We start from the raw sequence: 20,137 nt of genomic DNA on the forward strand, positions 1-20,137 counted from the left end.
TACCTGAAAAATGCCAAGTCTGTTTTCAGGTAGCCTTTTCTCAACGCACTTCCTGCCGCCTAATCAACCAGGCGGCGGCAATAGCGAACACCGTGCCGGGCAGGATGGCGGCGCCGAGGGGCGGCATGCTGGAGAGTTGGGCGACATAGCCGGAGAGCAGGCCGGCGAAGTGGAAGGCGAGGCCGAGGCAGATGCCGAGAAACAGGCGCACGCCGATGTTGCCGTGGCGCGAGCTTTGCGGCGTGAAGGCGAGCGCCACCAAGGCCATCACCGTGCAAATCAGCGGATAGAGCAGCTTGCGCCACCAAGCGGTAACATAAGCGGTGGTTTGCTGGCCATTACTTTGCAGGTGGTCGATGTACATTTTCAGACTACGAGCCGACATTTGGTCGGCGTTTACCAAAAGCACACTGAGCAGCTCCACACCCACATCGCTAGGCCATTCTACGCTGGCAAGCTGCTCGGTTTGGGAGTGCTCAGCGGTAAGGTGGGTGCGCGCCACCTGTTTGAGCGTCCAAGTGCCATTGCCGTTTACGCGGCCTTCGGCAGCGTGCCAGGCAGACTCCAACGCGGCATGTTGGTTGTAGCGGTAGATGCGGATACCGGTCATGCGACCGTCGGGCAACATTTCGCGCACGTTGATGTTGTCGTTACCCTGCCGAAACCACAGGCCACCACCACCCAAGCTTACGGTTTGCTGCACGGCATGCAGGCGCAGCCGCTCGGCGCGTTGTTCCATATACGGGGCAACCCATTCGCCCAAAGCCACGCCGAACAGCCCGGCCAGCAAGCCCACCGAAGCCACGGTGGTAATGATGCGCTTGAGCGACGCGCCGCTGGTGCGGATAACCGTCCATTCGCTGGCGGAGGCGAGCTGGCTCAAGGCGGTCAGGCAGCCGATGAGCACAGCCAGCGGCAGCAGGGTATACATATGCCCGAACAGGCGCATACCCACATACAGAATCAGGGTGAGCACGGTGTAGTTGCCGTCGCCCACGTCGTCTACGGCGTTAATCACTTCAAAAAACGAGAACAGCGCCACTAAGGCCAAGAGTGCATACAACGTGGCTGTGCCCAAGCGGCGGATCAGATAGCGGGTGAGCAGTTTCATGTCGGTTTGCCTCCCAAGGCTAGTCGCAAAGCCTGCCAAAATGGTCGGGAGGGCTGGCTGCGCACGCGCAACAGCAATACGGCCAGCATCAGCATCAAAAGGTGTGGCACAATCAAGCCCGGCCACAGCGGAATCTTGCCGTTGCCAATGGCATCACGTATCAGAGCCAGTCCGTTCTGATACAAGAGAAATACGCCTATCGCAATCAGCAGGCTGTAGCTGCGCCTACTACGGTTGTCCATATAAGAAAGCGGCAGCGCCAACAGCGACAAAATCAGCACGCTCACCGGCATGGTGATACGCCACATCAATTCGCCGCGCAATTCGGGGGTGGTGTTGCCCCACAGCTTGGCCGTGGGCACGGTGCGGCGGTGCATATCGCGCTGCACCAGCTTGGGCGCGGTACCCACTACCAAATGCAGCCGTTCGAACGATATTTCCTCATAATCTGCCATACCTGGCGTGCCCCTATAGCGGCGGCCGTTAAACAGCTCTAGCGTGCGCTTATTGTCGGTCTCGGTAAAACGGCCGCGCTCGGCAGTGATCAGCGTATCACGCCCTTGGAGGTTGAGTTCGCGGACAAACAAATTGCTCGCTTCGCCGCTGCCTGCATCAAATTTTTCCACAAAATACACTCCGGCCACTTCTTTATTAAACTCCTGAAACACGCCCGGGCGCACCATGGAAGTATCCTGCCGACGCTTCAGCACTTCGGCAAATTCGCGGCTGCGCGCATCCGCCCACGGCATCACCAGCATCGACACCAATGCCGTGAGCAGGGCGAAAGGCACGGCAAACGCCATCAATGGCCTAATCCAGCCGTAAAGCGACAGGCCGGACGAGAGCCACACCGCCATTTCACTGTCGCGCCAATAGCGGGAAAGCACGGTAAGCGCGCTAATATAGGCTGTGAGGATGAGCACGATGGGCATCAGCGCCACCGTCCAAAATGCCACCAGCGTGGCCACCGCGTCTGCCGCCACCTTGCCGCCGGCCGCGCCGCCCAACAGCTTCACCGCCTGCACCGCCACCAAGGTGGCCAAGAGCAGCACGAATACGCCCATCGCCGTTTGTGATACTTCTTTAATGAATTTTCTCTGATAAACCATATCGTTCCGTAGTTTTGCCGGTTTCAGGTAGCCTGGAGCAACTGTTGGCTGAAGCCTCTCTTGCATACAAGGCAAGGCACCGTTGCAAAAAGGGATAAATGCTTTAGGGGCTGCTGGCAACCACTTTTCCCAGTGGATTTTTGCCCCAAGGCAGCAGATTCAAGGCGGAAACCGCAGTAAGGCTGGACGCCTTGCGATGATTTCCAACGCGGAAGATGCCGCTGGGGCAATAAAGACGCGGAAACCAGTAGCGATCAACAGTCCCGAATCATATAAACAGAAACCGCGCGGATTGTACGGCAGAAGGCCGCTGCTGTCATGCTGTGCGCTGCAGCGCCGTAATCTTGATTTCCACTTTCCAGCCCGCATCCGCCAGCGCGGCCTGCACACAAGCGCGGGCAGGGGCTTTGCCGGGCGCTACCCAGGCATCCCACACCCGGTTCATGCCTGCGTAGTCGGCCATATCGGGCAGGTAGATGACCGCTTCGCAAATATGCGCCTTGTCTGAGCCGCAGTCGGCCAAAACACGGTCGATTTGCGAGAGCACATCGGCGGTTTGCGCTTCGATATCGGCTTCGGGGTTGGTGGGCACTTGGCCGGAGAGAAAAACGAAACCGTTGGCCACCACGGCTTCGGAATAGCGCGCAGCGGGGAGATGATGGAGGAGAGGCATGGGAAGCCCTTTCTTTGGAAACGGGAAATAGGGGAAAGGCTACCTGAAAATCTTCATTTCATTGCGGCTCATGCTTTCAGGTAGCCTGTAAGCAGCAGGGCATGGATGCCCGATTTATTGCGGCTGCGGTTTGGGCAGAAATGCCGACAAAATCAGCGAGCTGGCCGCGCCGCAGCTCATTATAACCGGCATTTTCATCAACAATGTTTGCGGGCTGCTATACAACGTGCTGACATCCCAGTTTATTACCACAAACCATAACAATGACAGCACCGCGCCCATCACCACCGCGCAGGCCACACCTTTTGCCGTGCGGCGCAGGCGCAGCCTCATGGACAGCAGGCCGGTCAGCAGTGCGGGAATGCCGCCGAACACATATCCCCACAGCACCAATCCCCACATTGCATCAATCACTTCAGCCAAACCGGCTTGGGCAAGCCAGCCGTTTTGCAACCATAAGTAGTAACCAGCCAGCAGCCACGCCCCCAACGGCCCACCCAATAGAGCGTAAATCATCGGCACCCGCCACGGGTGAGGTGGTTTGGCAGGAGCTGTAGTCTGCAGCTTACTTTGTTCCATTTAATCGTCCTTCTACATCACGCTATGGGGCTACCTGAAACGTTAGCTTCATAGAAACCCAGCTCTCTTCGGAACCTTATTTAACTTCGTTGAAGCTGGCGTTTTATAGTGAATTAACAAAAACCAGTACAGCGTTGGCTCGCCTTGCCGTAACGTGTGTACTGTCTGCGGCTCGCCGCCTAGTCCTGGTCTTTGTTAATCCACTATAGCTTCGCAGAAACTTCGCTTCGCTCCGTTTTCAGGTAGCCTCGTCCAAGGCCGCACACACGGCTTCGGCAATCCGTTCACTGGCGCCTTGGTGCGCTTGGATAAAGCCGGCGGCTTGAGCGGAGAAACGTTCGCGTTCGGCGGGGTTCGCCAGCCAGTGCTGTACGGCGGCATACCATTCGGCGGGGGTGGCTACCTGAAGCGCGGCGCCGGCGGCCAATGCGCCCGCGCAGGCGGCGGCGAAATTGTAGGTGGAGTAGCCGAACAGGGCGGGCTTGCCGCAGGCGATGGGTTCGATGATGTTTTGGCAGCCGGTGTCCACCAGGCTGCCGCCCACAAAGGCCAGATCGGCGGCCAGATAGTAGGCGAACAACTCGCCCATGCTGTCGCCCAGCCACACTTGCGTGTCGGGGCGCACGGCGGCTTCGTCGCTGCGCCGCTGCACGCGTAGGCCGAGTGCCGCCGCGCCTTCGGCCACGGCATCGAAGCGCTCGGGATGGCGCGGCACGATTACTAAAAGCGCATCGCCTTGATACTGCCGCCACTCTTGCAACAGCAGCAGCGCTTCGTCTTGGTTTTGATGAAAACGTGTGCTGGCGCATACCACAACGGGTCGGCCGCCGATGCGTTGCTTAAACGCCGCGGCCAGCCCGTGTATGGCTGCGGGCGGGACGATGTCGTATTTGGTGTTGCCGCACACCAGCACGTTTCCCGCGCCGATGCCGCGCAGGCGTTCGGCATCGGCTTCGGTTTGGGCGAGCACGCGGCGGAAGGATTGCAGGGCGGGGGCGAACAGGGACGGCCAGCGGCGGTAGCCCTGCGCGGATTGCTCGGAGAGGCGGGCGTTGGCCAGGAATACAGGCAGATTGGCCGCGCGGCAGGCGGCCAGCAGGTTCGGCCAGATTTCGGTTTCCATGATGATGCCGAAACGCGGCTTATGCTGGGCGAGGAAGGCGGCTGTCCAAGCCGGGTGGTCGTAGGGCAGATAGCGGCATTGGGCATCGGGAAACAGGCTCTCGGCGGTGGCGCGGCCGGTGGGCGTCATTTGCGTGAGCAGCAGCGGGGCATCGGGAAAACGGCGGTGCAAAGCCTGCACCAGCGGCATGGCGGCGCGGGTTTCGCCCACGGACACGGCGTGCACCCAAATGGCGTGCTGCACAGGATTATCCAGCGGCTCACCAAACCGCTCGCCTTGATGTAGCAGATAGGCGGGGGAGCGGCGGCTGCGTTTGGCGAGCAGGTGGCGGGCCAGCGGGCGGCCGAGCAGACGGGTGAGCAGGCGGTAGAGGATGGGGAGCATGATTGGATAAGGGGTTTCAGGTAGCCTTTCGGGGGCAGGCTAGTGCCCTTCCCGTTGCAGCAGGCGCAATGCAGATTGGGCGGGACCGTCCCCTTGGGCGGCCGCTTTCTCAAACCAGTAGCGGGCACGGGCATAGTCTTGCGACACGCCATGACCCTTTGCATACAAGACGCCAAGGTTGGCTTGGGCAGCAGCATAGCCTTGAGCCGCGGCTTTTTCATACCAGTGGCCGGCACGGACGTAATCCTGAGTTACACCCAGCCCTTTTTCGTAAAAGACACCCAGGTTGAATTGCGCTACTGCCATCCCTTGTGCTGCGGCTTGTTCAAACCAATAGCGGGCACGGGCATAGTCTTGCGGCACGCCTCGACCCTTTGCATACAAGACGCCAAGGCCGACTTGGGCAACAGCATAGCCTTGAGCAGCAGCTTGTTCAAACCAATGGCGGGCGCGGACATAGTCTTGCGGCACGCCATGACCTTTGTAATATAAAAAACCAAGATTATATTGGGCATCAGTCAATTCTTGAGCGGCAGCTTTTTCAAACCAATAGCGGGCACGGGCATAATCCCGAGTTACGCCCAGCCCACGGTTGTAAAGGACGCCAAGATTGTGTTGCGCAGCAGCCAATCCTTGGGCAGCAGCTTTTTCATACCAGTGGCGGGCGCGGACATAGTCTTGCGGCACACCATGACCTTGGTCATACAACAGACCGAGGCTCTGTTGTGCGGCAGCATAGCCTTGAGCAGCAGCTTTTTCATACCAATGGCGGGCACGGGCATAATTTTGGGGTACACCTAAGCCTTGTCTATAAAGTACACCAAGATTGTATTGTGCAACAGCATCACCTTGGGCAGCCGCTTTTTCATACCAGTGGCGGGCGCGAGTATAGTCTTGCGGCACACCATACCCGTTGTAATATAGGAAACCAAGGTTGTATTGCGCATCGGCATAATCTTGAGCGGCAGCTTTTTCAAACCAATGGCGGGCGCGGGCATAATCCCGAGTTACACCCAGCCCACGGTTGTAAAGGACACCAAGATTGTATTGTGCAACAGCATCACCTTGGGCAGCGGCTTTTTCAAACCAGTGGCGGGCACGAACATAGTCTTGCGGCACGCCTTCCCCCTCAGCATACAAGAGGCCGAGGCTGTGCTGAGCGGTGGCATCGCCTTGCTGTGCCAACGGTAAAAATAACTCATGGGCGCGGCGGTAGTCTTGTTGCTGATAGGCGGAAAAGGCCTGATTGAGTTGCTGCCGCTGCTCGGCCGTCGGTGCGGCAGCTGTGGTTAATGATGCGGCCAGCAGGCAAGCGGCGAGAAGAAGTTGGATACGGCGGTTCATATTTTGTCCGATGAATGCTGAGGCAAACCTGCGATTTGCCTTCCGCTCCTAGGAGAGCGGGGTTGGGGTTTCAGGTAGCCTTTCAGATAGTTGAGGCTACCTGAAAACGGAGCGAAGCGGAGTTTCTGCGAAGCTAAAAAAGGTGGCAGCTGGGTGCTTTGGTTTTTCAGGTAGCCTTCCGCGCATTGGCGGAGGCTACCTGAAACTTTATCCAAGCCAAAATCTTGCGGCGGCTTGGCCGGACGGCGGCTTAATCGAAGCGGATGGTGTAGCGCACTTCGCCGCTCACGGAGTCGGTGCCGACGCGGCTGATGGCCTGCAGGGTGCTGTTGATCTGCCAGATCAGCTTCACGGCCTGGTTGGCGCTGGTTACGCTGTATTCGTAGCCCAGATAGAGCTCGTTGGTGATGCGCTTGCCGAAGGTGATGACTTGTTCGGCCGGGTTGAGCTCGCCGGTTTGGGTGTTGCGGGTGCGGCGGGTGGTCATGCCGAAGTCGTCGAGGAGGCCGATTTTGTCGTTGATGTTGCCGGCCAGGAAGGCGCCGGCGGCGGCGGCCACGGTGGCTTCGTCGCTTTCGTTGCCGCTGCTGGCACGGCCGAGGATGAGCCAGGAGAGTTTGTCTTTGTCGCTCATCGGCTCGTTGGATACCAGGCTCACGCGCGGGTTGTCGAGGCTGCCGAGCACTTCCACGCCGGCGCCCACGGGGGAATATTTGCGGGTGGCGCGCAGGTTGAGGTTGGGCGAGGCGATGGGGCCGACGAAGGAAATGTGGCCTTTATTGATGACGAGGTCTTGGCCGTAGGCTTTGTATTGGCCGCGCACGATGTTTACCGTGCCCACTGCGCGCACGTTCTCTTTGGGCCGGGCGCTGAGGGTGAGCTTGCCGCCGAGCAACACATCCAGCCCTTGGCCGCTGAAGCGGAAGTTGTCGTTCAAATCGAGGGTGAGGTTCATCTCGATGGGGGTGGCGGTGCTGGTTTCGGCGGGTTTTTCTTCGCCGAGCACCACCACGTCGTCATCCAGCCCGGGCATGCTGGATTTTTGGAAGCCGAAGTGGCCGCTATCCACTTTGAGCTCGCCGTTTAGCGCCATGCCGCGCCCGGGGTTGTAGAGCAGGCGGCTGTTGCCGCTGAGGGTGAGCTTGCGGTTGGGGTTGTCGAGGATGGGATAGCGGGCGAACTGGGCGTTGACGTCTACATCGGGGGTGGTGCCGGTGAGGTTGACGCGGCCTTTGAGCTCGACGTTGCCGTCTTTGCGGGTGAATTTGAGCGAGTCGATCACCCAGTCTCGGCCTTGGAAGCGGGAGCTGAGGCTGCCGTTATCCAAAATCACGCCGGTGTTGCGGTCGCGGTAGTAGAGGTTTTTGCCGGTGGCGGTGCCGTTGAGGCGGGGCTCGCCTACATTGCCGGACACGGTAGTGTCGATAGCGAGCGCGCCTTTGGCGCTCATGCCGCCGGGCAGGAGGTTGCGGATGGCGTCGAGCTCGGGGATGTCGAGTTTCAGGTAACCGTTAATCGGGGCTTGGCTGATGGCGTTGCCGAACTGCTGGCTCACGGCTACGGAGGCGTCGAGCGTGCCATAGCGGGTTTTGCCGGTGAGGCGGTTGTCGATGCGGCCGCTTTGGAAGCGGGTGTCGAGCACGAGGTTGCTCAAGCCCAATGCCTGCTGGCGATAGGGGATAACCACGTCGCCGGATTGCTGGGTGAGTTTCAGGTAGCCTGTGGCATCGCGGCTGTAGCGCAAGTCCCAATCGCCGGCCACTACGAGCTGCAGCTTGACGGATTTGTCGTCTTTGCCCAGGCCGATCAGGTTGTCCAGTTCTTGCAGGTGCAGATTGGTGGCGTTGCCTTTGCTGCTGATGCCGGTTTGTTTTTCCCACATGAACGTTTGCAGATTGAGGCTGCCGCCCATGGCTGCCCAGCGGGCGTTGTCGAGGCGCACGCGTTTGGCGCCGGCTTCGATTTGGATGGGGTTGAGCAGCTTGAGGTTGAAGGCGCCGCTGATGTCGAGTTGGCCGATGCGGCCGTTCCACTGCTGCTCATTGTTCAGCCCGCCGTTGGCGGCCAGGTTGAGGCGGAAGGGCTTGCCGCTGAGGCTGAGGCTGCTGTTGCCGGTGATGCTGTGGCTTTTGCCGCTGCCGTTGGCGTTGAGGTTGATGTTGTCGATTTGGGTGCTGCCGATGTGGATTTTCCGGCCGTCGAGCTTGATGTTGAGCGGCTGGTTGAGATCGGGCGAGCCTTTGAGGTCGAAATCGAGGCGGTCGATGCGCACGGCGTTTTGCACGGCCAGACCGTCGGCGTGGCCGCGCAGGTCGGCGGTGAGCTTGGCGGGGTCGCCGGAAAGGAAGCCTTGGGCTTTCAGGTAGCCTGTGAGGCCGAAGCCGAAGAGGTTGAGGTTGGGCGCGTCGATGTCGAGGTTGAGGCGGTCGCCCGCTTTGCCGAAGCTGCCGTCGGCGTGGATGCGGTTGCGGCCGAGCAAAAGGTGGAGGTCGGCTTTGGGCAGGTGGTCGTTTTGATAACGCAAATCGGCCTTGCCGGCGAGGGGTGCGCCGGAGAGCTGGCTGTTTTGCCAATCGAGCAGGAGGTGCAAATCGGGGTTTTGGCCGAGGCTGCCGTCGAGCTTCACGCTGCCGTTCACGCTGCCTTGCGGCAAATCGGCCAGCACGGCGGCGGGGTTGAAGCGGGTGCTGTTAACGCGGGCGGTGATTTTGCGGCCTTGGAAGAGCTCGAGCAGGGCTTCGCCTTGCATTTCGCCGCCGTTTGCGGGGGTGATTTTCACTTGTTGCAGACTGATGCTGCGCTGGCGGTTGGTTTTGTCGGTGAGCAGCTGGAAGGTGCCGCTGGTGGCGGTTTGGCCGGCTTTAAGCTGCCAATCGGCCTGCGGGCTGCCAAGGCTGCCTGAAAGCTTGATGTCGCCGTCTAGGCTGAGGTCGAGCTTTTGTTTGAGGATGTCTTGCAGTTTGAATTGCTGCACGGCGGCATCTACGGCCATGTTTTGGTTGGCGCTGTCGATGTTGCCGTTGAAAGTGATGCGGCCGCCGGCGGCCAGCTCGGTATCGACATTGTCCAGATGCAGTTTGCCGCTGGTGTCCACTTTGAGTTTGCCGTTGATGCCGGCTACGGGGATGCCGTTGCCGTTGATGGGTGCGGGGGCTTGGTTGCGCACTTCGAGCAGGCCGGCGAGGGTGTCGGCTTCTTCGGCGGGATTGAGCGCGAGGTTGAACACCAAATCGGCGGCGGGCAGGGAGGGATCGAACCATTCGGGGTTGATTTGGCGGCCGTCGATGTTGAGGTTGACGATTTTGCGGTTGAGCAGCGGCTCGAAGGGGCGCAGTTTGCCGTTTACGGCAAAATGGGAATCGCCGTTGTCCAGCTGGACGAGCAGCTCGGGGTTTTGCAGGCTGCCGTTCATGGCGATGGCGCTGTCGGCCTGTTTGCCGTCCAGCTCGCCGCTGCCCACGATTTGGCCGTCGAGTTTGAAGGGCGTGGCGGTGTTGAGCGTGGCGTTGCCGCTGAAATTGTGCCAGGGCAGGCGCAGGGAAACGATGTTGAGCTTGTGGTTTTGGTGGTCGAACTGGTAGCTGACCGCGCCGGATTCCACCACCGGGTTGTTGCTTTTGCCCAGCAGGATGCGGCCGACTTCGATTTTCTCGATCTGTACGCCCAAGGGTAAATCCACGCTTTCAGGTAGCCTCATCGGCGGGCGGTCTTCTTTGGGCGGGGTGGGTTTGCTGATGATTCGGATGTCGCCGGCGGCCAGGCGGTTGACGTGCAGCTGCCGGTGCCACAATTCATTGGGCTGCCATTGCAGCGCCACGCTGCTGATGTCTAAATCGGTGCCCTCGGTGGCTACCTGAATGCCGCTGCCTTGAAAGCCGCGCCACAGGCTGCCGTTCAATTCCTTCACGCTGATGTTCACACCGAACCAGGCAGGAATTTTGGTGATGCCGAAACGCAGGCCGGATTCGGTGCCCACCAGCCACACCACGGCGGCCACCAAAAGCGTGAGCAGCAGCAAAAAGGCGGAAAGCAGGCGGCGCAGCCAGCGGCGGCGTGGCTTTTTCGGCGGGGTGTTGCCGGCAGCGGCTTCATTTTCAGCTTCGGGCGGCAGGGTGTCGGAATCAACGGGTAGTGCGGTGTCGGTCATTTAGAATCGGGTTCCCAGGCTGATGTGCCAGCGCAGTTTGCGGTCTTGGTGGCCGTAGGCCAAATCGAAGGAGAAGGGGGCAATCGGGCTAAACCAGCGCAGGCCGACGCCGCTGCCGTGATGCCAGTTCATGTTGGTGAAGTTGTGGCTCACCGAGCCCATGTCGTGAAACAGCGCCAGCGCGAAGTTTTTGCCGATCGGTTTTTGATATTCGAAGCTGGCCACGGCCAAGGCGCGGTCGGGCAGCACGGAATTATTCGGACCTTTCAGGCCGATACTGTCTTGCTCGTAGCCGCGCACGCTGTTGGCACCGCCGCTGCGGAACAGTAATACGGAGGGCACATCCAAATCTTGGTTGGAATGGGTGTAGCCCAGTTCGCCGCGTGCGATGAAGGTGCCGATGGTTTTGTGTTCTTCGGGCGTGAAATAGTAGCCGGCGCGGCCGTGCACGCGCTGCACAACGGCGGACGAGCCGAGTGAGCCGACGGTGGCGCCTACCTTGCCTTCCAAATAATAGCCGTTGGCCGGACGCAGCAGGGTTTCGATGTTTTGGCGGCGCCAGGCGGCAGTGAGCATCAGCACATTGCTGCGGCCAAAGTCGGGGCCACCCACAACGTGGCGTGATTCGGTGATGTATTCCAGCCCGAAGCGCGCTTCGATGCCGTCGCGGTCGCGCACGTGCCAGATGCCGGATTGCAGGGTGTTTTTATCCAGTTTCTGTGTGGTGGAGCTGTTGTAGGCGATGTTGCCCGTCCAATACCAGCCGTTGCTGTTGCGCGGCTGGCTCAGGCCGATGCTGGCGCTTTTTTCGTAGCGGTTCACGTCGGCGGCGCCGGCAAACACATAGCCTCGGTTGAACACATTGTAGTGCTCGTAGCCCAGGCGGATGCCGGGGCCGTCTTTGGAGTCGTAGCGCAGGCCGATATCGAATTTCTGGCGCGGCACTTCACTCACCGACACCAACAGCGGCACGCGGTCGTCCACCATTTTGGAAAAATCGGCCTCCACCTGCGCACGGCTGTAGTGGCTGTCTTGTTCTAGCGCCTGTTGGTAATCCAGGATTTTATCGAAATCGTAGGGTTCGCCGGGCTTAAACTGCGCCATGCCGGTAATCACCGAGGCAGGGTAACGCTCGTTGCCGCTCACTTGAATATCGCCGAAATACACCGGCTGTTTGCTGTCTACGCTCACAGAGAGCACGGCTTGGCTGGTTTGCGGGTTGATGGTGGCGCGGCTTTCGGTGAGCGAGGCCAGCGGATATTTATAGCGGCGCACGGCGGAGAGCACCGAGTCTTTGCTGCTGCTCCACTCGCTGTTCACAAACGGCTGACCCACCGGCAAGGCCCAGTTGGCCATAGCGCGTTTATAGTAGGTGGCCAGTTCGCCGTCTTCCAACACCTTGCCCACAATCGACACTTCCACATCGCTCACCTGTGTGCGCGGCCCGGGTTTTACCGTGATGCGCCAGCCGCGGCCGTGCGGGGCTACCTGAATATCGGCGCGGAAATAGCCTTGCGAGCGCACGATCTGTTTGATTTCGTCTGGCGCTTCTTCGGCCAAAAACTGCATTTGTTCTTGGTCAATATCCGCATCCGGCTCGGTTTGGCGGTTGATAATGGAAAGATGCTCGCGCAACAGTGCGGCCAAATCGGCCGGCGCATCGATGGAAATGGGGAAAGGCAGTTTGTCCGGTTTGGCCGTGGCGGGCTGCTCGATCGATTCTTTTTCTTTATTTTTTTGCACCGAATTGGCAGCTGCCTCCCCCGCCTTGCCGTCGGCACGGGCAGGCAGGCTCATCAGCAGGGCGGCAATTACGGCAAGGGGAAATAAAGGGGTTTTCATGGGCAATCTGCAATCGGTAAACATCAGGCCGGTGTGTGTGCGGCAAACGGCGGCATATTAGCATTTTTGCCTTACGTTTTATAGTAAAGGCAGGCAAAAGAAATCCAGGCGGCCAAGGCTACCTGAAAGGGATGGTTGAGTTTGATTATCCAAACGGTCTGTTGTTGTGTGTTTCAGGTAGCCTCTATCCGCCCAAAGGCTACCTGAAAAACGCGCCCACTCCGCCACAGGCAGCTTGCGTGAGGAAGCACTGTCAGTAAATATTTGTGCTGATACGTTCGTTTCTGTTAGACTGAACTTTTTCCACCCGGAACCATGGCTGAAGTAGGCTGATGCGTTAACAAGCACGGGGCTTTGGCTATAGACAACCACACAACCTAGGGATTTGTATGCAAAACAACACTCAAAGGAAAAGCCCGTTTGGCTTTTTCACCAGCCTGGGGCTGGTAACGCAGATTGCCATCGGCCTCGTGCTCGGCATTTTGGTGGGCGTACTGGTGCGCAACACTGCCGCTGCCGGCGCGGTGGTGGAAATCGGTGCGATTTTGGGCAGCCTGTTTGTGGGCGCGCTCAAAGCAGTGGCGCCGATTTTGGTGTTTGCCTTGGTCACTTCCGCCATCTCGCAGCACCGCAGCGGCAACCCCACTAATATCCGCCCGATTTTGGTGCTGTATTTGGTGGGCACGTTTGCCGCTGCCGTGGTGGCCGTTGGTGCGAGCTTCATGTTCCCCTCGCAGCTCTTGCTCAGCGGTGTGGAAGCAGCCAGCAATGAAGCGCCCACCGGCATCGGCGAGGTGATGCGCCACCTGTTGATGAACCTGGTGTCCAATCCGATTCAGGCACTGGCCAATGCCAACTACATCGGCATCCTTGCCTGGGCATTGGTGCTCGGCACGGCGTTCCGCCAAGCCAGCGAACAAACCCGCACGCTGATCAACGATGTGGCCGAAGCCATTTCCAAAGTGGTGCGCGGCGTTATCCGCTTCGCCCCCTTGGGCATTTTCGGGCTGGTGCTGGTTACCATCGTGAAAGAAGGCTTCGACAAACTGGGCTTCTATCTGCACCTGTTGGCCGTATTGTTGGGCGCGATGCTGTTTGTGGCACTGGTGGTGAACCCCATCATTGTGTTCACCCAAACCCGCCGCAACCCCTTCCCGCTGGTGTTTACCTGCCTGCGTGAAAGCGGCGTAACCGCCTTTTTCACCCGCTCTTCTGCCGCCAATATCCCGGTGAACATGGCTTTGGCGAAAAAACTCGGCCTGCATGAAGACACTTATTCCGTGTCTATCCCGCTGGGCGCCACCATCAACATGGCCGGTGCCGCCATCACCATCACCGTGCTCACCATGGCCGCGGTACACACCTTGGGCATCGCCGTGGATTTCTGGACGGCACTGCTGCTGAGCGTGATTGCCTCCATCGGTGCCTGCGGCGCATCCGGCGTGGCCGGCGGCTCACTGCTGCTGATTCCCATGGCCTGCAGCCTGTTTAACATCCCCAACGACATCGCCATGCAGGTGGTGGGTGTGGGCTTCATCATCGGCGTGATTCAAGACTCCGCCGAAACCGCCCTCAACTCCTCTACCGACGTGCTCTTCACCGCTGCCGTGGATCAGGCGCACAAACGTTGATGGTTTGATTTGAATGCTGAAAAGGCTACCTGAAAATTTTCAGGTAGCCTTTTTGTTATCGGGCAAACCAGGTAGGGTACGTTGCTACTGCGCTATTTAGTCAAGCACATGGTTAAGAGTGAAACCTGTTTAAGGTTTCAGGTAGCCTTTCTTCCTCCCGCCACTTATCTGTGGCAAGCCTTATAGCCCGCTGCCGCGCGGATGGGTTTGCCAAACGCTGCGTTCGGCTTTCAGAGCATGTTGCAGTGTTTCTTTCGCCGCTTCAGGCCGTAGGCGGCCGCAGAGGAAGATGTCGATGGCGGCGAAGCCGTGTTCGGGCCAGGTGTGGATGCTGAGGTGGGATTCGGCCAAGAGCAGCACGCCGGTTACGCCGCCTTCGCCGCCGAAGGTGTGGAAACGGCTTTCGAGCACGGTGGCGCCGATGTGGCGGGCGGTGTGCTCCAATGTGGTTTTCAGATAGCCTTCGTTGCGCAGCAATTCGGGCGGGCAGCCGTATAAATCAAGCAGGCCGTGGCTGCCGGGGCTGTGGCTCATTTATGCCATCCTGAAGAATAGCCTCCGCCCACGCGCGAACCGTTGTAGGAACGGCTGCCGCTGCTGCTGCCCATGAAGCTGTAGTTGTAAAAGGTACTGGCTAGCATAGCTATGATGCTGAAAATCAAATAAGTATTTCTCGACATTTTATTTCACTCATCGTCGTCGTCGTCATCGCTACTGAACACATTACCGCGTTTGCCCAGAAAATACAGCACCATCATCGACAGCATCGCGGCCAGAGATATATCCTCTTCCGAAGCCAGCATATTCAACCACGCCGGCACGTTGATAATGACAAACACGATTATCAGCAGTGTCATCAGCCCGGTTGACGGGCGATCTGCATTCATATTGGCGCTGTATTGCGGGATGTTGCTCTCTATGCCAAACCACTCGAACACGGTGCGATAGGGAATGGTGGTGCTTTGGCTCCAGGCCGCTTCGTGCCGGTTGGATTCGGCGCAGAGCTTGCCGTTGCTGTTGTGGCGGTAGTCGCTGTAGAAATCCACGTCGCCTTGGCGGATATGCCAGTAGAATGCACCGGCAGCCAAGACCACGCGGCCGCCGTAGTCGTAGAGTTTGGGCAGGCCCTGCGGTTGGAACAAATCGCCATACAGGCGCGGCCACACGTTGAGCGTTTCCGACACGCTCCATTCGCCGTCGCCGCTTTCCACCAGCCACATAAAGCCGGCTTGAGGCTCGAAGAGCAGGTATTCCGTCCAGCGCCCAACGGGCACGATGCCGAGGGGCTTTTGGCCGAACATCAGATTGAACGCGTCTTCCGGCTCTAATTCGTCTTTGCGCACCGCGCCGATGAGGGTGTAGGTGCGGTTGTTAATGCGGGCTTCCGAGCCGATTTTCAGGGTGAACGCATCGGCCTGCGCCTCACGCCTATTGTTGGCTTCCAGCAATTCCAGCTTACCTTCTGTGGCATCCAGGTTGCTGCCGCAGCTGGGGCAGAGGATGGAAGGCGTGAGACCGGTAATCCATTGCACCGGCGAGCCGCAGTTCGGGCAGCTTTCGGCTTGGCGTGTGCCTTTGAGCCGGCCGGCGCTATCGGCCACCTGCTCGCTGCTGCGCGTATTGCCAAGTTGTAAGTCGGCCAGCTTCACGCCTTGCCCCACAAACACTTCGGGTGGGGAGGAAGCATAATCCAGCGTGAGGAAAATTTGTTCGCAGCGCCAGTCGGCCACTTGGTTTTTCATCTGCGGCGGCACGGCAAAGGGCAGCTCGCCCTGTGCGGCGGCCTGCTCCAGCACAATATCGCGCACGTCGGCCGCCCAAAAGCGTTTGTTGCGGTATATCAGGCTGCTGCGGCCGGCCACCAGGCCGGAAAATTCCGGGATTTCCTGCAAGGACTCGGCAGCGGGCAGGGTGAAGACGTATTGGTCGCCCGATTCGGAGAGCCAGCCGTTGCCGCCGTCTTCAAACTGCACATACCACTCGTTCCACATGCCGGCATCGTATTTGGCCTGCAGGCGGCCGATGATGGCAAACGGGCGGTTGGCAAACGTGCCGGAGGTGCCGATTTGCAGCGGGCTGAAGTCTTCCAACAGGGCGGAATCGCGGCCGCTGTCGATGATGCCTGCGCCCTGGCGCACCAACAGGCTGTGGCAGAAGCCGCACACCAGCGTAACCGCTGTGGCCGAGTGCGCGTGCACGGGCGCGCCGCAACTGGGGCAGTCGGTTTTAAAGAAGGGTTCGCTCATGATGGGTTCCTAAGGGGCGGGCGGTTTGGCGGCAAATTTAGCGGCAATCTCGGCGGCTGTTAGATCGAAGCCGTCGCACAAAGGGGCGGCATCTTGGCCTGCAATACTGGCAACAGTTTTCAGGTAGCCTGCAAACTCGAGAAAGACAGGCTGGTTTTGCGGCGTCAGGCAGAAAATGCCGTTGATTTGGTGCGAATCGCGGAGGCGGCTCACCACGGTGCTGAACGCATCCCAATCGGCGGCAGCCTGCTCGGGCGCAACGGCCTGCAAGTCGGCAATGGTTTGCAATTCCTCTGCAAAATCGAGAATGCTGGGCCGGGTTTGCAGATGTTTGGCGATGACTTGTACGGGGTTTGTGGTTGGCATGATGGTGGGATTTGGCTTTCAGGTAGCCTTTGAGCCGCGTTCGAGGCTACCTGAAAGCTTTACGGATGACGCTTTCAGGTAGCCTCAGCTGATCAACCAATCAGCTGTTTGAGCACTTCGGCTTTGGCCTTCTCGTAGTCTTCGGCAGAAATCAGGTTGCCGTCGAGCAGGGTTTTGAGCTTGGCCAGTTTGGCTTGCGGGTCTTCAGCAGAGGGGGCGGCGGGAGCAGCCGGAGCGGCAGGCTGGGCAGCTGGAGCGGGCGCAGCTTGGGCAGGCTGCTGGGGCTGCATCATGCCGCCCATCGCGCCGGCCATGGCCTGGCCGATGCCGGCACCCACGCCGAGACCGGCGCCGATGCCGGCGATGCCGCCTTCGTTTTGCGCGGCCATCGGGATGGCGGTGGCGGTTTGGTATTGGGTGAATTTGCCCATGTCGCCGATGATGCCCATCGACATTTTGCTGTCCAGCGCTTTTTGCACGTTTTCGGGCAGGGTCACGCTTTCCACGGTGAAGTTTTCCAGCGTGAGGCCGAGTTTGGCAAACTCAGGCAGCAACAGCTCGTTCATTTTCTGCGACAGCAGCACTTGGTTGGCAGCCATATCGAGGAAGGGGATGCCGGAAGTGCCGAAGGCGGCGGCCAGCTGGGTCATGGCCAGGTTGCGCAGCTGCTGTTCGAGCTGCTCGCCGCTGTAGGAAGCGCCCACGCCGGTGACTTCGCGGAAGAAGGCGGCGGGATCGCTGATGCGGTAGGCATACATGCCGAAGGAGCGCAGCTGGATCACGCCGAAATCGGCATCGCGCACGGTAACCGGCTGGGAAGTGCCCCAGCGGCGGGCGAGCTGCTGGCGGGTGTTGAAGAAGTAAACGTCGGATTTGAAGGGTGACTGGAATAATTTATCCCAGTTTTTCAGGTTGGTGAGGATGGGCAGGGTTTGGGTGGTGAGCGTGTAGCGGCCGGGGTGGAACACATCGGCGGCTTTGCCTTCGTCCACAAACAGGGCGGCCTGCGCTTCGCGCACGGTGAGGCTGGCGCCGTTTTGGATTTCCTGGTCGGCCACGGGGAAGCGCCACATCAGCAGCCCTTCTTCGGGATTCGGCCATTCGATAACGTCGATAAACTGCTTCTTGATGAAATTGCCCAGCATGGGGATTCCTTTCTTGATGGATAGGGAGAAGGGGAAGGCTACCTGAAAGCATAGCTGCAACGGGGCAGCCAAATACCTTGGCGCGGCCAAGGCCGAATTACTGCGCAGCTAAAATGGGGCAAATTCCGGCAAAACCAAATTTCAGGTAGCCTGTTTTGTGTACGCGTTGCTACACCAAACAGGCGGCGTTAAGCAGCCCCACCGCCACGGAAATCACGGCACAAAGTGCGCCCACCGCCACATTGTTGCCGGCCAGCTCGCCGGCGGCATCGGGCACGAGGCGGGTGGCGGCGAAATACACCACAATCTGAATTGCCGCGGCCGCCCAGCTCCAGAGCACGAAATCCAAAAGCCCGACGCTGTGGGTGATGCTGGAAGCCAAGGGCAGGCAAAAGCCGATGAGTGCGCCGCCGAAGGAAAGCGCGCAGGCCAGGTTGCCGTTTTTAATCAGCTTCAATTCGTCGGCCGGGGTGATGCGCAGATACACGGCGGAAAACAGCGCAGTCATGCCCAGGCCCACGGCCAGGTATTGCAGATACGACAGATATTGTTGCAGGGAAATGCTCATGGGTTGCCTTTGCAATCAGGGTGGAAAGAGAAACCGCAGCAGCGGCGATATGCGGCTGATTATGCCATACAAATGCCGGTTGTTCATCCTGCTTTGCCGTTTTATTTATGAAGCAAAATTTAGGTTTTAGGCGGCTTACTGAATTTCAGGTAGCCTTCATGATTCGCACCCTGTTTGCCCTTATGCATCATGCCGCACGAGCACTTCTGTTGGTTGGCGGCTCCCAAGAAAAGGCAACAGAAGAAAGGCAGCTACGGGCTGATGAAAAAAGGTATGGCTTTAGCTATATAATCCAGCCCATCATCAAGGCTACCTGAAACATGAAACCCGACCGCACCCTCATTATCTCCGTCTTCATCGTTGCCAGCTGCGGGCTGGCCTACGAGCTGATCATTGCCGCGCTGGCCAGCTATTTGCTGGGCGACAGCATTTTGCAGTTTTCCTCCATCATCGGCCTCTACCTCTTCGCCATGGGCATCGGCGCACACCTCACCAAATACATCCGCGATGAAGACGCGCTTTCACGCTTTATCGAAATCGAATTGCTGGTGGGCATCATCGGCGGCGTGTCGGCCTTGGTGCTGTTTGTGGTGTTCGGGCTGGCTGCCGCGCCGTTCCGCACGCTGCTGTATGCGCTGGTGCTGGTGGTGGGCATCGTGGTGGGCATGGAAATCCCGCTGGTGATGCGGGTGTTGAACCGGCGGCAGGCCGATTTTAAAGACTTGGTGGCCAAGGTGCTGACGTTTGATTATTTGGGTGCGCTGGCCGTGTCGCTGCTGTTCCCGCTAGTGCTCGCGCCCCGGCTGGGCATGGCGCGTTCCGCCTTGCTGTTCGGCCTGCTCAACGCCGCCGTGGCCGTGCTTACCGCGCGCGCCTTCAAGGCGGAGCTGCCGCGTTATCGCGCTATCCAGCTGCGCGGCGGCATCGTGTTGGCCTGCCTGCTGGCCGCCTTCGCTGCCGCCAACCGCATCACCTTTCTGGCCGAACAAAGCTATTTCGGCGATCCGGTGGTGTATGAAAGCCATTCGCCCTATCAGCGCCTGGTGATCACCAAATGGCACGACGACCTGCGCCTCTACATCAACGGCAACCTGCAATTCTCCTCGCGCGACGAAGCCCGCTACCACGAAGCCCTCGTGCTGCCCGCCATGCAGATGGTGGGCGGGCAGGCGCAAAACGTGCTGATTCTGGGCGGCGGCGACGGCCTGGCCGCGCGCGAAGTGCTGAAATATCAGCAAGTAAAGGGCATCACCCTGGTCGACCTCGACCCGCAAATGACCGGCACCTTCCGCACCTCCGCCGAATTAAGCCGCCTCAACGCCGGTTCGCTCGCCAGCCCCAAAGTGCGCGTGGTGAACGACGACGCCGCCAAATGGCTGGAGCAGGCGCAAGAAAAGTTCAACGTCATCATCATCGACCTGCCCGATCCCTCCAACTTCTCGCTGGGCAAGCTCTATTCCGTGCCCATGTATCGGCTGGTGGCGCGGCATCTCGCGCCCGGCGGCAAAATCGTGGTGCAATCCACCTCGCCCTATTTCGCCCCGAACGCCTATTGGTCGGTGGTGGCCACGCTGGAGGCCGCCGGGCTCGCCACCGCGCCCTATCATGTGTATGTGCCCTCCTTCGGCGAATGGGGCTTTGTGCTGGCCGCCCTTGAGCCCGATTTTCCCGTACCCACGCAATTTAGCGTGCCCACCCGCTTTTTGAATGCCGACACCGCCGCCGAAATGTTCCGCTTCCCGCCCGACATGGCCCGCCGCGATGTGCAGCCGAACTATTTGAACACGCAGATTCTGGTGCATTATTTCGAACAAGATTGGCGCAATGTGATGCGCTGAGAAAAGGCTACCTGAAAGTTTCAGGTAGCCT

16 protein-coding genes are annotated in these 20,137 nt (G+C 59.3%); 3 read left to right on the forward strand and 13 right to left on the reverse strand.

The annotated features are described in order from the left end of the window. Positions 1 to 40: 40 nt before the first annotated feature. From lptG to HMPREF2796_RS04125, 8 genes are all read right to left on the reverse strand, one after another. Complete coding sequence (gene lptG, locus HMPREF2796_RS04090) at positions 41 to 1,111, reverse strand: LPS export ABC transporter permease LptG (RefSeq protein ID WP_070631214.1); 1,071 nt, start codon at positions 1,109 to 1,111, stop codon at positions 41 to 43. After that, positions 1,108 to 2,220 carry an LPS export ABC transporter permease LptF gene (gene lptF, locus HMPREF2796_RS04095; protein WP_070631216.1) on the reverse strand — a complete coding sequence of 371 codons (1,113 nt, stop codon included), beginning with the start codon at positions 2,218 to 2,220 and terminating at the stop codon, positions 1,108 to 1,110. The genes lptG and lptF overlap by 4 nt, the downstream gene beginning before the upstream one ends. 316 nt (positions 2,221 to 2,536) lie before the next feature. Continuing rightward, positions 2,537 to 2,893: a RidA family protein gene (locus tag HMPREF2796_RS04100; protein ID WP_070631218.1), complete on the reverse strand. Its 357-nt coding sequence runs from the start codon at positions 2,891 to 2,893 to the stop codon at positions 2,537 to 2,539. 114 nt (positions 2,894 to 3,007) lie between these two features. After that, on the reverse strand, positions 3,008 to 3,472 hold the full coding sequence (locus HMPREF2796_RS04105; protein ID WP_141749148.1) for a hypothetical protein: 465 nt from the start codon (positions 3,470 to 3,472) through the stop codon (positions 3,008 to 3,010). Positions 3,473 to 3,710: 238 nt separating this feature from the next. Further along, on the reverse strand, positions 3,711 to 4,979 hold the full coding sequence (waaA, locus tag HMPREF2796_RS04110) for a lipid IV(A) 3-deoxy-D-manno-octulosonic acid transferase (protein WP_070631223.1): 1,269 nt from the start codon (positions 4,977 to 4,979) through the stop codon (positions 3,711 to 3,713). 39 nt (positions 4,980 to 5,018) lie between these two features. Next, positions 5,019 to 6,323 (reverse strand): tetratricopeptide repeat protein, encoded by a 1,305-nt coding sequence (locus HMPREF2796_RS04115; RefSeq protein ID WP_083308641.1) that lies wholly within the window; start codon positions 6,321 to 6,323, stop codon positions 5,019 to 5,021. Between the two features lie 250 nt (positions 6,324 to 6,573). Then, a complete protein-coding gene (locus tag HMPREF2796_RS04120) occupies positions 6,574 to 10,470 on the reverse strand; it encodes a translocation/assembly module TamB domain-containing protein (protein ID WP_070631225.1) in 3,897 nt (1,298 codons plus the stop codon). Beyond that, positions 10,471 to 12,312, reverse strand: coding sequence for an autotransporter assembly complex protein TamA (locus HMPREF2796_RS04125; RefSeq protein ID WP_070631227.1), 1,842 nt, complete (start codon positions 12,310 to 12,312; stop codon positions 10,471 to 10,473). 389 nt (positions 12,313 to 12,701) lie between these two features. Between HMPREF2796_RS04125 and sstT the strand changes: the two genes are divergently transcribed. After that, complete coding sequence (gene sstT / locus HMPREF2796_RS04130; protein WP_070631229.1) at positions 12,702 to 13,943, forward strand: serine/threonine transporter SstT; 1,242 nt, start codon at positions 12,702 to 12,704, stop codon at positions 13,941 to 13,943. A 180-nt stretch (positions 13,944 to 14,123) separates the two neighbouring features. On the opposite strand, the gene speD is transcribed toward sstT, so the two are convergent. The 5 genes from speD to HMPREF2796_RS04155 form a co-directional block, all read right to left on the reverse strand. Further along, positions 14,124 to 14,477 (reverse strand): adenosylmethionine decarboxylase, encoded by a 354-nt coding sequence (gene speD, locus HMPREF2796_RS04135; protein WP_070631231.1) that lies wholly within the window; start codon positions 14,475 to 14,477, stop codon positions 14,124 to 14,126. A 152-nt stretch (positions 14,478 to 14,629) separates the two neighbouring features. Further along, the gene (locus HMPREF2796_RS04140; protein WP_070631232.1) at positions 14,630 to 16,189 is read right to left on the reverse strand and encodes a DUF4178 domain-containing protein; all 1,560 of its coding nucleotides are present in this window, start codon (positions 16,187 to 16,189) and stop codon (positions 14,630 to 14,632) included. Positions 16,190 to 16,198: 9 nt separating this feature from the next. Further along, positions 16,199 to 16,555 carry a hypothetical protein gene (locus tag HMPREF2796_RS04145; RefSeq protein WP_070631235.1) on the reverse strand — a complete coding sequence of 119 codons (357 nt, stop codon included), beginning with the start codon at positions 16,553 to 16,555 and terminating at the stop codon, positions 16,199 to 16,201. 92 nt (positions 16,556 to 16,647) lie between these two features. Then, entirely contained in the window at positions 16,648 to 17,697 is a 1,050-nt protein-coding gene (locus HMPREF2796_RS04150; RefSeq protein ID WP_070631406.1) for an SPFH domain-containing protein, read from the reverse strand. Positions 17,698 to 17,869: 172 nt separating this feature from the next. Beyond that, a complete protein-coding gene (locus tag HMPREF2796_RS04155) occupies positions 17,870 to 18,268 on the reverse strand; it encodes a DUF350 domain-containing protein (RefSeq protein ID WP_023887633.1) in 399 nt (132 codons plus the stop codon). 158 nt (positions 18,269 to 18,426) lie between these two features. Here HMPREF2796_RS04155 and HMPREF2796_RS11355 point away from each other — a divergent pair, with 158 nt between their 5' ends. Together HMPREF2796_RS11355 and HMPREF2796_RS04160 are read left to right on the forward strand one after the other, a co-directional pair. After that, positions 18,427 to 18,585, forward strand: coding sequence for a hypothetical protein (locus HMPREF2796_RS11355; protein ID WP_168162812.1), 159 nt, complete (start codon positions 18,427 to 18,429; stop codon positions 18,583 to 18,585). Between the two features lie 3 nt (positions 18,586 to 18,588). Beyond that, entirely contained in the window at positions 18,589 to 20,106 is a 1,518-nt protein-coding gene (locus tag HMPREF2796_RS04160; RefSeq protein ID WP_070631236.1) for a polyamine aminopropyltransferase, read from the forward strand. The last annotated feature ends 31 nt before the right edge of the window (positions 20,107 to 20,137 follow it).

It is taken from the genome of Eikenella sp. HMSC071B05 (genome assembly GCF_001811325.1).
In the GTDB taxonomy this organism is placed as follows: domain Bacteria; phylum Pseudomonadota; class Gammaproteobacteria; order Burkholderiales; family Neisseriaceae; genus Eikenella; species Eikenella corrodens.

Bases quoted from the DNA above. Each gene is read 5' to 3' on its own strand.
- lptG (WP_070631214.1), bottom strand. From the start codon at position 1,111: ATGAAACTGCTCACCCGCTATCTGATCCGCCGCTTGGGCACAGCCACG.
- HMPREF2796_RS04145 (WP_070631235.1), bottom strand. From the start codon at position 16,555: ATGCCAACCACAAACCCCGTACAAGTCATCGCCAAACATCTGCAAACC.
- speD (WP_070631231.1), bottom strand. From the start codon at position 14,477: ATGAGCCACAGCCCCGGCAGCCACGGCCTGCTTGATTTATACGGCTGC.
- HMPREF2796_RS04160 (WP_070631236.1), top strand. From the start codon at position 18,589: ATGAAACCCGACCGCACCCTCATTATCTCCGTCTTCATCGTTGCCAGC.
- HMPREF2796_RS04105 (WP_141749148.1), bottom strand. From the start codon at position 3,472: ATGGAACAAAGTAAGCTGCAGACTACAGCTCCTGCCAAACCACCTCAC.
- HMPREF2796_RS04115 (WP_083308641.1), bottom strand. From the start codon at position 6,323: ATGAACCGCCGTATCCAACTTCTTCTCGCCGCTTGCCTGCTGGCCGCA.
- lptF (WP_070631216.1), bottom strand. From the start codon at position 2,220: ATGGTTTATCAGAGAAAATTCATTAAAGAAGTATCACAAACGGCGATG.
- HMPREF2796_RS04140 (WP_070631232.1), bottom strand. From the start codon at position 16,189: ATGAGCGAACCCTTCTTTAAAACCGACTGCCCCAGTTGCGGCGCGCCC.
- HMPREF2796_RS04100 (WP_070631218.1), bottom strand. From the start codon at position 2,893: ATGCCTCTCCTCCATCATCTCCCCGCTGCGCGCTATTCCGAAGCCGTG.
- HMPREF2796_RS04120 (WP_070631225.1), bottom strand. From the start codon at position 10,470: ATGACCGACACCGCACTACCCGTTGATTCCGACACCCTGCCGCCCGAA.
- HMPREF2796_RS04125 (WP_070631227.1), bottom strand. From the start codon at position 12,312: ATGAAAACCCCTTTATTTCCCCTTGCCGTAATTGCCGCCCTGCTGATG.
- HMPREF2796_RS04155 (WP_023887633.1), bottom strand. From the start codon at position 18,268: ATGAGCATTTCCCTGCAACAATATCTGTCGTATCTGCAATACCTGGCC.
- waaA (WP_070631223.1), bottom strand. From the start codon at position 4,979: ATGCTCCCCATCCTCTACCGCCTGCTCACCCGTCTGCTCGGCCGCCCG.
- HMPREF2796_RS11355 (WP_168162812.1), top strand. From the start codon at position 18,427: ATGATTCGCACCCTGTTTGCCCTTATGCATCATGCCGCACGAGCACTT.
- sstT (WP_070631229.1), top strand. From the start codon at position 12,702: ATGCAAAACAACACTCAAAGGAAAAGCCCGTTTGGCTTTTTCACCAGC.